Source organism: Paenibacillus artemisiicola (assembly GCF_017652985.1).
Taxonomy (GTDB): Bacteria; Bacillota; Bacilli; order Paenibacillales; family Paenibacillaceae; genus Paenibacillus_Z; species Paenibacillus_Z artemisiicola.
Map to the genome: position 1 here is coordinate 543,754 of NZ_JAGGDJ010000002.1, position 13,414 is coordinate 557,167.

Genomic DNA, 13,414 nt, shown 5'->3' on the forward strand with positions numbered 1-13,414 from the left:
AGAAGAGAATAGACTCGAACTTCATTTCGGTTGTCAGGTAAAAACGGAGAGGGGAGTTCAGCTAGATCAGTTCGCCGCTTTCAAGGAACGGCTTTATTTCCAGCGCGAAGCATGGTACGTTTAGGAAGATTTGCTAGTCTTGCGGCGTCAGCGTCTTCACAGTTACCTATTCAAACCAAGCACGGCAGGCAACACGAAATCAATCGAGGTGAGGCGGCAATGGAAACGTACAAACGGCAAGACAGACCGGTTAGCGAGCGCATCGACGATTTGTTGTCGAGAATGACGCTTAAGGAAAAGGTTGGTCAACTGAATCAACGGATGTACGGCTGGGACGCATATGAGAAGAAGGAAGACGGCGCGTATACGATAACGGACGCATTCAAGCAAGAGGTTGAGCGGTTCGATGGCATGGGCGCTCTCTTTGGATTGTTCCGAAGCGATCCGTGGTCGGGCGTCGATTACGCGAACGGCATTGCCGCGGAACACAGCGCGGCCGTCGCCAACGAGATCCAGCGGTACGTCAAGGAGCATACCCGTTTGGGCATTCCCGTGCTGCTGAGCGAAGAAAGCCCGCACGGCCATCAGGCGCTGGACGGAACCATGCTGCCGGTCAATCTGAACGCGGGTTCGACCTGGAATCCGGAGCTGATGGAGCGGGCATACGGCTTGACCGCAGCCGAAATTCGCGGCAGAGGCGCCCATCTCGGCTTGGTCTCCGTGCTCGATATCGCACAAGATCCAAGATGGGGACGCACGGAGGAATGCTTTGGCGAGGATCCGTATTTGGCTGCTGCGTTCACGAGAGCGGCGGTAAGAGGCATGCAGGGAGAGGGCGGCCTTGCGAGCGACGGAAGCGTCGCCGTCGTGCTGAAGCATCTTTGCGCCCAAGGCGCAGGCATGGGCGGCAAGAACGCCGGTCCCGCCAACATCGGGGAACGCGAGCTGCGGGAGATCCATTTACCCGCGGCGTTCGCGGGAGCTAAGGCGGGAGCGGCAGGATTCATGGCGGCTTATAACGAGATCGACGGCATGCCTTGTCATGCGAATCGCAAGTTGTTGACGGATATTTTGCGGGAGGAATGGGGCTTCGATGGCATCGTTATGGCCGACGGCCAAGCGATTGACCGGCTGCTGGCGTTAACGGGCAGCCATGAAGGCGCCGCTGCGCTCGCTTTATCCTCGGGCGTCGACTTAAGCTTATGGGACAAGTCGTTTACGACGCTCGAAGCGGCGGTGTCGTCCGGACTCGTCGACGAATCCGAAGTCGATCGGGCCGTACGGCGCGTGCTTCGCCTAAAGTTCGAATTGGGCTTGTTTGACCAGCCTTACACGGACGAATCGAAAGCGGCTTCCGGCATCGGCAGCCCTGAGCTGACAGCCCTTAATCTGAACATCGCGCGCGAATCGGCCGTGCTTCTCAAGAACGACCGCGACCGGCTGCCGCTGAACGGGAGCGGCAAGCGCATCGCGGTCATCGGACCCAATGCGGATCAGATGTACAATCAGCTTGGCGACTATACGAGCGTGCAGCGTCCTAAGACGGGCTCGACCGTCCTTCAAGGCATCCGCATGGCTGCTCCTGCCGATGCTTCCATCGTCTATGCGCGCGGCTGCGGCATCCGCTCGTCGTCCGCAGAAGAATTGGAAGAAGCCGTTGCCGCAGCCAAGGCTTCGGATGTTGCCGTGTTAGTGCTGGGCGGCAGCAGCGCAAGACAGTTCGGCGGTCTGTTCGACGGCAACGGCGAAGCGGTCATCGGACAGGAGACAGCATACGAGATGGATTGCGGGGAAGGCGTCGATCTTGCGGATCTGCGGCTGGGTGAAGCGCAGCGGCGGCTGGCGGAAGCCGTTGCGGCAACCGGCGTGCCGATCGTCGTCGTGCTGATCCAAGGCCGCCCTCATGCCATCGAAGAGGTGGACAGGCTGGCGGACGCGATCCTATGCGCTTGGTATCCGGGCAAGGAAGGCGGCCAGGCGATCGGCGAAATCTTGTTCGGCATCGTAAATCCAAGCGGCAAGCTTCCCGTCTCCATGCCGCGTTCGTCCGCTCAGCTTCCGGTCTATTATAACCAGAAGGACCCGGGGCGGGTCCGCGATTACGTCGATATGCCGTCCGCGGCGTTATATTCGTTCGGACACGGGCTCAGCTACACCCGATTCGTCTATGAAGAGCTCAGCTTGTCCGCCGCTTCGGTCGCCGCTGCGGATCTCTCGAACGGCGAGCAAGTGAAGGTGCGCGTCATCGTTCGAAATGCGGGCGACATTGCAGGCTTGGAAACGGTGCAGTTGTACTTGAAAGCCCGTGAATCAGGCATTACCAGACGGATCGCGGAGCTCAAGGGCTTTGCTAAGGTAGCGTTGCAGCCGGGCGAGACGAGAGAGATCGCGTTCAGCCTTGGTGCCGAGGAATTAGGCCATTGGGACAACGCCATGAACTTCGGCGTGAAGGCGTGCAAGGTGACCGTCATGGTCGGCGGCGGTTTGCGGCAAACACTCCAAGCGGAGCTTGCGATTATGTAACGACGTATCATGGACAAGCACCTTACCGAGAAATACGGTAAGGTGCTTTTTTGGCATACGACCGGCGCGGGCGCTTCAAGTACGCTTATTGAGCTTCATCATTCCGGGATAGAAATGAACGCTCACTGAAGGAAGCCAATCGATGAGAGAGGGGGATTAATCGCTTCCTCCTGTACGATCCGTTGGGGCGATCACGCTCGCGCCGCTTCTGCACTCGCTTGGGGTAATGGCGGTCCAGCGCTTGAATTGGCGGCTGAAGTGGGCGCTTGTTTTATACCCGAGCATCATTGCGATATGGTCGATCGACATGTCCGTTTGAAGCAGCAAGCGCTGGGCCTCGCTTAACAACATTTCCGACCTATATTTGCGGGGAGCCTTCCCGTAAACCTGTTGAAAGATCCGATTCACTTGAGATGAACTCAATTTCAAGGATTCGGCTATATCTTGAACGTATGTTTTTCCGCTGTCTTCCGGTTGGCCATGAAGCAGGCTGCTGCGGATCGAAGCCTCGATATTCTCGGCGATGCGGCCGGCCAATAATTCCTTTTTCGTAAGGACGACGTGATCGGTTTGGGACAGCTGGTCCACCAGCGTTCCTAGAAGCTCAAACACGGCCGCGTAAACCTTCATGGTTTTGGCGGCGGAAAGCGGTCGGCTCCTGTTTTCAGTCGCAAGCTTGCATAAGTCCGTTAGGAAGGGGGCCAATTCTTGGACAAGGGGAGAAGATACTTCGTAGCAGGCGGTTTGATGGCGCTCCAGCTCCTTGGTGAAAACGGGATCGGATACGCTGAAATGCACGCAAAAATAAGTGAAGCCATGAGAGCCTGCCGACTTGCACGAATGGATGATTCCCGGACGTATAAAGAGCAGATCTCCTTTCTTTTGAACGTAGTTCTGGCCTTGGACGATCATTTTCATGTCCCCTTCGATCATCCAATGAAGCTCGTACATCGGATGTTCATGGGATGGATAGGTCCAACGGGAACTCACTTCGCGAATATGCAGCCCCATCAGATGAAAGGCCATTCGAACGTCGGGAAGCCTGCCTATTTCAATTTCGGCGGTCATTACAGACATCATTCTACGTCCCCCTTGTCCTCCAAACTCTTCCATACCGATTATACAGCGCTTTCATTTGCGAGAAATGCTTGAAATGGGTAAATGTTGTTCACGATTAGCGCATCGTCAATACCGCTGAGGGGGTGGTATGTTAGTCATATCACAGGCCAGAGCGAGCAATCAATCGATCCGCAAGACGTTAACCGATTGGATGGTTGGCAAGCATCCACGCAAAGCGGACGGCCGATTAAAGCCTCATACGGCGATCCGGAACAAGCCGCTCATGCCGGTATACTAGGATAACTAGTCATCCTGACTTTTTTGCTTGCGCTTTTTGTAAGCGCTTATCGTACGTGCGTTTCGTACCTGCCGGAGTGGAATCGCAATTCATCGTGTTGGAGGAATCGTATGAGCATTCAGATTGACGTTTCAAGAGACAAAAGAGGACTCATCCGGGATTTCGTATACGCCGCCTTGAAGAAAAACATCATGGAGCTGAGACTCGAACCGGGGCAGTTTATCTCGGAAAAAGAACTGGTCGAAATGCTGCAAGTAAGCAGGACCCCGATTCGCGAAGCATTAGTCAAACTCACGCAGGAGGAATTAATCGAAACCACTCCTCAGAAGGGCTCCATCATATCGCTTATCGATCTGCAGCATGCGGAAGAATCCCGGTTTGTCCGAAAAACCCTGGAATCCGCCGTTGTTCGGGAAGCCTGCGGGCTGCTCGACAAGGAACAGGTGCTTCATCTGCAGCATCTCGTCTCGCTGCAAGAGCTGTGCCAATCCGAACAGAATTACGGGCGCTTGTTCGAGCTCGATGAAGAGTTTCACAAATCGATTATGATCGGCTGCGGCCGAGCCCGTACGTGGGGATTGATTCAACAAATGGCAACCCACGACAACCGCATTCGGATTTTACGGCTCGCTTCCGATTCCGACTGGAAAATCATACTTGCCCAGCATCGCGGCATTGTTCGCGCGATCAAGGAGAGGGATCCCGACCAAGCGGAAAGCATGCTAAGGGACCATTTGGATTTGGTCGTGATCGAGAAGGAAAATTTAAAACAGAAGCACGCCAAATTTTTTAAATAGGACTAAGGAGTGAAGAACGATGATTAAAGTAGCCGTTATCGGTACCGGCGGTATCGCAAATGCGCATTTGGAGGCGTATGTCTCCGCGTTCGGGGGAAGATGCCGGGTCGTTGCGTTATGCGACATTTACGAGGAGAAGGCAGTCCGGGATAAAGAGAGATTTCAGCTCGACTGCAGAGTCGAACAAGACTATCGCAAGCTGCTGGACAGCGATATCGATCTGGTGTCGATCTGCACCCCGCCGTATACGCACGCTCAACTCGCGATCGATTTTTTGCGAGCCGGAAAGCATGTATTGGTAGAGAAGCCGATGTCTTCTTCCATGGAAGAATGCGACCGCATGCTGGAAGCGGCTTCGGCGTCGAAGCGCATCTTGTCCGTCATCGGGCAAAACCGGTTCAGGGATCCGATCATGAAGCTGAAGCGTACGCTCGACACCGGGAAGGCAGGCAAAATCGTGCACGCGCAGGTGGATTCGCACTGGTGGAGAGGGCACTGCTATTACGATCTGTGGTGGAGAGGCACCTGGGAAAAGGAAGGCGGGGGCTGTACGCTGAACCACGCCGTTCATCATATTGACATGCTGCAGTGGATGATGGGAATGCCGGACAAAGTCCATGCGGTGATGAGCAATACGTCGCACGATAACGCGGAAGTCGAGGACATCTCCATCGCCATTCTTGCTTACGGCAACGGAAGCCTGGCGCAAATTACAAGCTCCGTCGTGCATCACGGCGAGGAACAGCAGCTTATTTTCCAAGGGGAGAAGGCCAGAATTTCCGCCCCTTGGAAGGTAGATGCGTCCACCTCCAAGGAAAACGGATTTCCCGTTCGGAACACCGCGCTCGAGGAGGAGCTCGAGGACGCCTACAACGGCATGGCGGACCTCCCGTATACCGGTCACGCCGGACAAATCGACGATGTGATGAAGGCGATTGAAAGCGGATCGCTGAGCGTGCTCATCGACGGTGGCGAAGGACGCAACACACTGGAATTGATCACGGCCATCTATGAGGCGGCGGCTACGGGCAAGAGCGTAAGCCTGCCTTTAACGAAGGACAGCCCGTTCTATTCGAGGGACGGCTTGCTCGCGAACGCTCCGCGTTTTTACGAGAAGACCTCGTCGCTCGTTTCCTTCTCGAAGAACGACATTACGCTTGGCAGCGATTATAAGAAGTAACCCATGACGCCTTTTGGAGGAATGGACGATGAGAATGGTATTCAGATGGTTTGGCGAAGGCAATGATACGGTAACGCTTGGCCAAATCAGACAAATTCCCGGCGTGGAAGGCATTGTCTGGGCGCTTCACGACATCCCTGCGGGGGAAGAATGGCCGCTCGAAAGAATGCTGGAGATCAAAAAGCAGGCGGACGAATACGGCTTTCATACGGAGGTTGTAGAGAGCGTTAACGTTCATGAGGATATCAAGCTGGGCTTGCCGACCCGGGACAACTATATCGACAACTATAAAAAAACGATCGAGAGGCTGGCAAAGGTCGGCGTGAAAGTGATTTGCTATAACTTTATGCCGGTTTTCGACTGGATCCGCACGCATTTATTCGAACCGCTGGCGGACAATTCCACTGCGCTCTTTTATGACAAGGCCAAGATCGACAGCATGAATAATCCCGAGGAGCTGGTGCGCGTCATCAACGAGAATCCGGACTTCACGATGCCGGGCTGGGAGCCGGCTAGAATGAAGCGTCTGCCCGCGCTGTTCGAGGCGTACAAGAACGTGACGGAAGAGGACTTGTGGAACAACCTCCGCTACTTTTTGGAGCAGATCATCCCGGTTTGCGAGAGCAACGACATCCAAATGGCGCTTCATCCGGACGATCCGCCGTGGTCGCTGTTCGGGCTGCCGAGAATCATCACGGACCGGGACAATATCCGCAGGCTGCTAAGCTTGGTGGACAGCCCTTATAACGGCGTCACGCTGTGCAGCGGGTCGCTTGGAATCAACCCGAACAACCATGTCGCGGACATGGTGAGGGAATTCGCGGACCGCATTCCGTTCGCCCATATCCGAAATGTCAGGCTGTACGACAACGGCAATTTCATCGAGACTTCTCACCGATCCCAGGACGGCACGCTCGACATCTGCGATATTGTCAAGGCGTATCATGAGAAGGGCTTTACGGGCTATGCCAGGCCGGACCACGGCAGACAAATTTGGAACGAGCAGTGCCGTCCCGGATACGGACTGTACGACCGGGCTCTCGGCATTATGTATTTGTGGGGCATATGGGACTCGCTCGAAAGAACGAAACGGGGGGCGGCGGCATGCATGCAATCAACGTGAATTTGAAAGGCAAGGTAGCGGTTATTACGGGAGGAAGCGGCGTGCTATGCTCCGCCATGGCGCGGGAGCTTGGCCGGCATGGCGTGAAGGTGGCCGTATTAAACCGCACGGCGGAAACGGGAGAGAAGGTTGCGGCGGACATCAGAGAAGCCGGCGGGGAAGCGATCGCCGTTGCCTGCAACGTGCTGGATGCGGAAAGCGTGAAGGCGGCGGAACAAACGGTGACGCGCCGGCTGGGCGCCTGCGACATGCTCATCAACGGGGCGGGAGGCAACCATCCCATGGGAAGCACGACGAATGAAACGCTGAGGCCGGAGGATCTGGAAAATAAAGCAATCACGACATTCTTCGATCTGACCGAGGAAGGCTTCAGCCACGTGCTTAACTTGAATCTCCTCGGAACGCTCATTCCTGCGCAGGTATTCGCCAAAACGATGATCAATCGCCAAGGCGCGGTCATGATCAATATTTCTTCGATGAGCGCGCCAAGCCCGATGACGAAGGTGCCGGCGTATAGCGCGGCGAAGGCGGCGATTGATAATTTTACGCAGTGGCTGGCCGTTCATATGGCGGATGCGGGCATCAGGGTCAATGCGATCGCCCCGGGCTTTTTCTTGACGGAGCAAAACAGAAGGCTGCTTCAGAACGAAGACGGCTCCTTAACCGACCGGTCTCATAAAATCATCGCCCATACGCCAATGAAAAGATTCGGCAAGCCGGAAGATCTGCTGGGCACGTTATTGTGGCTGGCGGACGATAAGCTGTCCGGTTTTGTAACCGGTATCACGGTGCCGGTAGACGGGGGGTTCATGGCTTACTCGGGCGTATGACAGGGAAACGGTCTCGGATTGGGGGAACGGGGTTGGGATACGTCTTCCAAGCCTACGCTCAAAGCAAGTCGAGAAACCAGCAAACGGAGGTGGTCGTTGATGAAAGCCATGAATAGCAGCGCTGCTCTGGATAGGAAGGGCAGCGTTGGAGAGCCGCGGCAACAGAAGAAAGGATTGTTTTATTATCTTAAAAAAGATGTTGTGCTGTACCTAATGCTGCTGGTCCCTGTTGCCTATATCGTGACCTTTAAATATGCGCCCATGTATGGCATCCAGATTGCATTTAAGGATTACAACCTTTTTCAAGGCGTCAGCAGGAGTCCGTGGAATCATTTTGAAACCTTCAAGCAAATTTTTTCATCGCCGCAATTCTTTCAGGTTGTTCGCAATACGTTGATGCTGAACGGGTTGGATTTGATTATGGGATTTCCGGCGCCGATACTATTGGCTCTTTTGCTGAATGAACTGGTATGGAAGACGTTCAAAAAGGTAAGCCAGACCATCCTGTATCTGCCGCATTTCCTTTCCTGGGTCATTATCGGCGGAATCGTCGCGCAGCTGCTTTCTCCCACGGGGATGTTAAACGCCTTGATTAGCCATATGGGCGGCGAGCCGTTCCCGTTCCTCACGAACAAATACGCGTGGGTGGCAACGTATGCGTTGGTCGGCGTATGGCAGAACGCAGGCTGGGGGACGATTTTGTATCTTGCCGCCATGACGGGAATCGACAAGCAGCTGTATGAAGCCGCCGACGCGGATGGCGCGGGAAGATTCAGGCGGATATGGCATATTACGCTGCCGGGGATCAGACCAACCATCGTGATTCTACTGATCCTGCAGCTCGGCAATATTATGGCGGTGAACTTCGATCGTCCATTCAACATTCAAAACAACCTCGTGATGGATTACGGCGACGTTATCAGCACCTATGTTTATCGGGTAGGCATTCAATCCGCGAACTTTTCGGTCGGTGCGGTCGTCGGCCTGTTCCAGTCCGTGATTTGCTTAATCTTCCTGGTGACCTCTAATTTTCTTACCCGTAAATTAGGCGAAAACGGAATCTGGTGAGGAGGTACCGACATGTCGCATCTTTCAAAAAATAGAATCGTGGATTATACGGCAGCCTTTGTTATTTTATTGACGGTCATTGTATGCCTGGTTCCTTTTCTCTATATTCTATCGCAATCCCTTAGCTCTAATAGGGCCATTATTTCGCAGGCGGTCACCGTCTATCCGATCGACTTTAACATCGAAGCCTATAAAGTCGTATTCGGGGATGCCGGTATGTTGTACGCCTTGTTCTATACGGTGATCTTGACGGTTGTATTCGTGCTCCTTGCGTTGACCGTTACCATACTGGCGGCGTACCCGCTGACCAAAAAAAGACTCAAGGGCAGGAATGCGTTATTGTTAATCATGCTGTTTACCATGTATTTTAGCGGCGGGTTGATTCCGGATTATCTGAACGTCAAGAGCCTGAGCCTATTGGACACGCCATGGGCGCTGATTCTTCCGGGTATGATGAGCGTCTACTATATGATCATCTTAAAATCGTTCTTTCAGAACTTGCCCGATAGCCTGGAGGAAGCCGCGCACTTGGACGGATGCGGCGAGCTGCAGATTCTGCTTAAGATCGTGCTGCCTCTTTCCAAGCCGGCTCTTGCCACCGTCAGTTTATTATATGCCGTATTCCGGTGGAACTATTTTCAGGATGCGCTATTCTACATTACCGACCAGCAATTCTATACGATACAGCTCAAGCTGTATAACGTGATCAATATATCGCAGCAAATGTCCGGCGAGAACGTCAACGTGAATCTGCCTTCGGAGGCATTGAAAGCAGCCAGCATCATGTTCGGTACGGTTCCGATTCTGCTCGTGTACCCGTGGCTCCAGAAATACTTTGTATCCGGGATTATGATTGGCGCCGTTAAAGGTTGATATAGGTACGCGAAACGGATGATGTCGATCTATTTCGCGAATTTATATAAATCAATTTGCTGACTGGCAAAATTAAAAAGGAGTGATTTCATTTGAAAGCAAAAGCACAAAGATCGATCTGCATTGCTTTGGTAGCGCTGTCATTTTCATCGGCGTTGGCCGCTTGTCAGAGCAATTCGCCAAGCGACGCGCAAAATGGCGCAGCAGGCACCGCAGACGAACATCGAACCCTAACGGTCGAAGTGTTCGACAGAGGCAAACCCGGACAGCCGGATTTGAATCATAACTTCTGGACCACGTATATCAACGATAACTTCGGCAAACAGTTCAATGCCACGGTCAAATTCGTGTCCGTTCCCAGAGCCCAGGAAGTCGACAAGTTGAATGTCTTGATGGCAGCCGGACAGGCCCCTGACATTTCCTACACGTACAACCAGGGCGTTGTTTATAATTATGTGCAGCAGGGCGGCTTGGCAGAGCTGGATTCGGTCCTTCAGGAGCATGGATCCACGCTTACGAAGTATCTTGGCGATGATGTCTTAAAGTACGGCAAATTCAACGGCAAGCAGTATGCCGTACCGGGCAAGCGGACGGTTCTCGCGGGTTCGAATACGTTTATCCGCAAAGACTGGCTCGATAAATTGGGTCTTCCCGTTCCTACTACGCCGGAAGAATTCTATGATACCATGGTTGCGTTCAAAGAGAAGAACCCCGGAAAGGTTACCGGCGTCATTCCTTATGCGTATTCCCTGCAACCCGCAAATCCCGGGCTGAGCTATATACCGGAAGCCTTCAAACCATCCAATCTTACCGAGGAACAGGTTGCCACGCTTCAGCCGAAAGCGATATGGGAGGCGAACTGGAGCATGCCAGGGTTTGATAAAGCCGTTCAATACATGAACAAGATGTATCATGCAGGCTTGATCAGCCCGAATTTCGCAACCGACAAGGATGGAAAACTGTCGGATGCGGATATTTCCAACGGGAAAGTCGGAGCATTCCAAACGAACTGGGATGGTCCGTACAGGACGGCTCCCGGTACCTACGCCAACCTGGTAAAGAACGTTCCCGGTGCCGAGCTTATTCCGATCGATCCTTGGCAGAACGACGCGGGCAAGCATCCGAAGAACGGGTACAGCCCGAATGGCATGTACGTCATTATCCCTAAATCCAGCAAGAATGTTGACCTTGCCATACAGTACCTGAACTGGATGGCTGACCCTAAGGTAACCCTCTTCCTTCAGAACGGCGAGGAAGGCGTCGACTACAACATGGTGAACGGCGTTCCCAAACAGACAGGGACGACGAATTCCGGCGATAAGATGATGACGGTAGCCAACAACCTCGACTATGATATTCTTTCGAACGGGATCGAACTTGGGGATCCGAAAAAGAATGAAGCCGCCATTTCCACGGGTTATCCCGGTTATGAGAAGGATGTCGAGAATGCGTTGAAGGTAGGCATGGTCGACTATTATACGAATTACTTCTATTCCATACCGAATGCGGCCGATGCCAAAAACAACGCGGCGCTTAAGAATCTCTCGGCTCAAATGCTTGCCAAACTGATCGTTGCGAAACCGGCCGAAGTAGACAGCCTGTACCAAACATTGGTTCAGCAGTACATGGATCAAGGCGGCAAGGCGGTCGAAGACGAGTATATCAAGAACTACAAGGATCAGAATAGCAAATAACCCCGCGTAGAGTCCAAATAGTCGCCTTGAGCGGCTATTTTTTTGCACAGCGACCCCGCGCGTTCCTTTGCATGCGAAAGGGGTCGTCTACAGCGTCTGTTAGAGTCCGGCCGCGGCTGTTGACCGCCGGTAATTGCTGGACGGAAAAACGCTCCTCTGCTAAGATGAAATTATATTATAGCATGCTGTTTGATATTATAGAACATTAGAAAAGGCTGATCATCATGCCCATCATCCAGGCGTTGGACCGCTCGTTAAAAATCATCGACCTGTTCGACGAGCAGAACCGGGAACTGAAAATAACCGATATCAGCCGGCAGATGAATTTGCACAAAAGCACCGTTCATTCGCTGCTCAAGACGCTGCAGCTGCACGGCTACATCGACCAGGACGAGGAAACGGGCAAATACCGGCTGGGAATGCGGCTCGTGGAGAAGGGACAGCTGCTGCTGCAAGGCTTGGACATTCGCCAAGCGGCAAGGCCGCATCTGCTCAAGCTGTCCGAGCGGACGGGGCAAACCGCTCATCTGGTCGTGCTCGACAGGGCGGAAGGCGTGTACATCGATAAGGTCGAAGGGGCCAAGGCGGTTATCCGCTATTCCCGGATCGGGCGGCGCGTGCCGCTGCACAGCAGCGCGGTCGGCAAAGTGCTCGCGGCGTATCAGCCGCCGAATATGCTCGCGCGGATGCTAAGCGGATACAGCTACAGTCGGCACACGCCGCATACCATCGACGGCGAACCGGCGTTTCTCGCGGAACTCGAACGGGTGCGCGAGAGCGGAATCGCCTATGACCGCGAGGAGAACGAAGCGGGCGTACGCTGCGCCGCCGCTCCGGTATTCGACCATAACGGCCATGTCGCCGCCGCGATCAGCATGTCCACGCTCCTTTCCCATGTCGACGAAGCGATGCTGGCGCGTTTTGTCTCGCTGCTGCTGGAGGCAACCAAACAGATTTCGTTGCATTTAGGTTACCGCGATTAGCGCTTGACCCTATGCAAGCCGCGGTTGTTCGATGCGACCGCATCTTCCATATTTTTCGCGAACGTGGTTTTATACTTTAAAATGAATGGGTGATCTTATGCGAATCATTCGATTTGTGGAAGGCGATGCTCGCGTACTGGCCGCATTGACGGACGAGAATCAGGTGTACCCGCTGCCGGACTCCGATTTTATGACGCTTGTCCGAAGAGCGGACCGCGAAGGTTGCTCGGTATTGGAAGCGGTTAACCGCCAGATTGCCGGAGCCGTTCCTTCGGATAAGGACTTCGGGTCCCTCGCTCTCGCGGCGCCGATCGATGCTCCCGAAGTGTGGGCGGCGGGCGTTACCTATCTGCGGAGCAAGGAAGCGCGCAATTACGAAGCGACGGGCGGCCGGCTGGATGCCTCGACGTTCTATGACAAGGTGTACGACGCGGAACGGCCGGAGCTGTTCATGAAATCGACGGCTGCCCGTACGGTAGGACCGGGCGGCGACGTTTGTCTGCGCAGCGACTCGTCCTGGCAGGTGCCGGAGCCCGAGCTTGCGCTCGTGCTCGACGGCGGCGGCGGCATTATCGGCTACACCATCGGCAACGACATGAGCTGCCGCGATATCGAGGGCGAGAATCCGCTCTACCTGCCGCAGGCGAAAATTTGGCGTCAATCCTGCTCCATCGGTCCGGCGATCAGATTGGCCGACACGATGTCCGATCCGTACAAGCTGACGATTACGTGCCGAATTTTCCGGGACGGCGAGAAGGTCGTCGAGGAATCGGCGAGCACGGGCCAATTGAAGCGGAAGCTGGATGAGCTGGTCGCTTATTTGGCCAAGGACAACATCCTGTTCGACGGCACCGTGCTGCTGACGGGCACTTGCATCGTGCCTCCGAATCAATTCACGCTGGCGCCCGGAGACCGGATCGAAATCGACATTACGGGAATCGGCACGCTGACGAATACGGCCGTCTCCGCTTAGCGCTAAGCGCGTT

General features: G+C 54.3%; 11 protein-coding genes. 10 read left to right on the forward strand and 1 reads right to left on the reverse strand.

All coding sequences use genetic code 11. From position 1 onward, the window contains the following. Positions 1-219: 219 nt before the first annotated feature. Positions 220-2,523, forward strand: a complete 2,304-nt coding sequence (locus I8J29_RS05595; protein WP_208846666.1) for a glycoside hydrolase family 3 N-terminal domain-containing protein — start codon at positions 220-222, stop codon at positions 2,521-2,523. Between the two features lie 156 nt (positions 2,524-2,679). Here the strand turns inward: I8J29_RS05595 and I8J29_RS05600 are convergent, their stop codons facing one another. Then, complete coding sequence (locus I8J29_RS05600; RefSeq protein WP_240545905.1) at positions 2,680-3,603, reverse strand: AraC family transcriptional regulator; 924 nt, start codon at positions 3,601-3,603, stop codon at positions 2,680-2,682. A 387-nt stretch (positions 3,604-3,990) separates the two neighbouring features. On the opposite strand from I8J29_RS05600, the gene I8J29_RS05605 reads away from it, so the two are divergent. The 9 genes from I8J29_RS05605 (at position 3,991) to I8J29_RS05645 (ending at position 13,401) form a co-directional block, all read left to right on the forward strand. Further along, positions 3,991-4,677, forward strand: coding sequence for a GntR family transcriptional regulator (locus I8J29_RS05605; RefSeq protein WP_208846667.1), 687 nt, complete (start codon positions 3,991-3,993; stop codon positions 4,675-4,677). Positions 4,678-4,696: 19 nt separating this feature from the next. Then, positions 4,697-5,857, forward strand: a complete 1,161-nt coding sequence (locus tag I8J29_RS05610; RefSeq protein ID WP_208846668.1) for a Gfo/Idh/MocA family protein — start codon at positions 4,697-4,699, stop codon at positions 5,855-5,857. A gap of 28 nt (positions 5,858-5,885) precedes the next feature. Beyond that, positions 5,886-6,980: a mannonate dehydratase gene (gene uxuA, locus I8J29_RS05615; protein WP_208846669.1), complete on the forward strand. Its 1,095-nt coding sequence runs from the start codon at positions 5,886-5,888 to the stop codon at positions 6,978-6,980. Then, a complete protein-coding gene (locus I8J29_RS05620; protein ID WP_208846670.1) occupies positions 6,962-7,810 on the forward strand; it encodes an SDR family oxidoreductase in 849 nt (282 codons plus the stop codon). The genes uxuA and I8J29_RS05620 overlap by 19 nt, the downstream gene beginning before the upstream one ends. 108 nt (positions 7,811-7,918) lie before the next feature. Continuing rightward, entirely contained in the window at positions 7,919-8,878 is a 960-nt protein-coding gene (locus tag I8J29_RS05625) for an ABC transporter permease (protein ID WP_208846756.1), read from the forward strand. 12 nt (positions 8,879-8,890) lie between these two features. Continuing rightward, positions 8,891-9,751 (forward strand): carbohydrate ABC transporter permease, encoded by an 861-nt coding sequence (locus I8J29_RS05630; protein WP_208846671.1) that lies wholly within the window; start codon positions 8,891-8,893, stop codon positions 9,749-9,751. Between the two features lie 92 nt (positions 9,752-9,843). Continuing rightward, complete coding sequence (locus I8J29_RS05635) at positions 9,844-11,445, forward strand: extracellular solute-binding protein (RefSeq protein WP_208846672.1); 1,602 nt, start codon at positions 9,844-9,846, stop codon at positions 11,443-11,445. A 224-nt stretch (positions 11,446-11,669) separates the two neighbouring features. After that, positions 11,670-12,428, forward strand: coding sequence for an IclR family transcriptional regulator (locus I8J29_RS05640; RefSeq protein ID WP_208846673.1), 759 nt, complete (start codon positions 11,670-11,672; stop codon positions 12,426-12,428). Positions 12,429-12,525: 97 nt separating this feature from the next. Beyond that, positions 12,526-13,401, forward strand: a complete 876-nt coding sequence (locus tag I8J29_RS05645) for a fumarylacetoacetate hydrolase family protein (RefSeq protein WP_208846674.1) — start codon at positions 12,526-12,528, stop codon at positions 13,399-13,401. Positions 13,402-13,414 lie beyond the last annotated feature (13 nt).

Bases quoted from the DNA above. Each gene is read 5' to 3' on its own strand.
- I8J29_RS05595 (WP_208846666.1), top strand. From the start codon at position 220: ATGGAAACGTACAAACGGCAAGACAGACCGGTTAGCGAGCGCATCGAC.
- I8J29_RS05600 (WP_240545905.1), bottom strand. From the start codon at position 3,603: ATGATGTCTGTAATGACCGCCGAAATTGAAATAGGCAGGCTTCCCGAC.
- I8J29_RS05605 (WP_208846667.1), top strand. From the start codon at position 3,991: ATGAGCATTCAGATTGACGTTTCAAGAGACAAAAGAGGACTCATCCGG.
- I8J29_RS05610 (WP_208846668.1), top strand. From the start codon at position 4,697: ATGATTAAAGTAGCCGTTATCGGTACCGGCGGTATCGCAAATGCGCAT.
- uxuA (WP_208846669.1), top strand. From the start codon at position 5,886: ATGAGAATGGTATTCAGATGGTTTGGCGAAGGCAATGATACGGTAACG.
- I8J29_RS05620 (WP_208846670.1), top strand. From the start codon at position 6,962: ATGCATGCAATCAACGTGAATTTGAAAGGCAAGGTAGCGGTTATTACG.
- I8J29_RS05625 (WP_208846756.1), top strand. From the start codon at position 7,919: ATGAATAGCAGCGCTGCTCTGGATAGGAAGGGCAGCGTTGGAGAGCCG.
- I8J29_RS05630 (WP_208846671.1), top strand. From the start codon at position 8,891: ATGTCGCATCTTTCAAAAAATAGAATCGTGGATTATACGGCAGCCTTT.
- I8J29_RS05640 (WP_208846673.1), top strand. From the start codon at position 11,670: ATGCCCATCATCCAGGCGTTGGACCGCTCGTTAAAAATCATCGACCTG.
- I8J29_RS05645 (WP_208846674.1), top strand. From the start codon at position 12,526: ATGCGAATCATTCGATTTGTGGAAGGCGATGCTCGCGTACTGGCCGCA.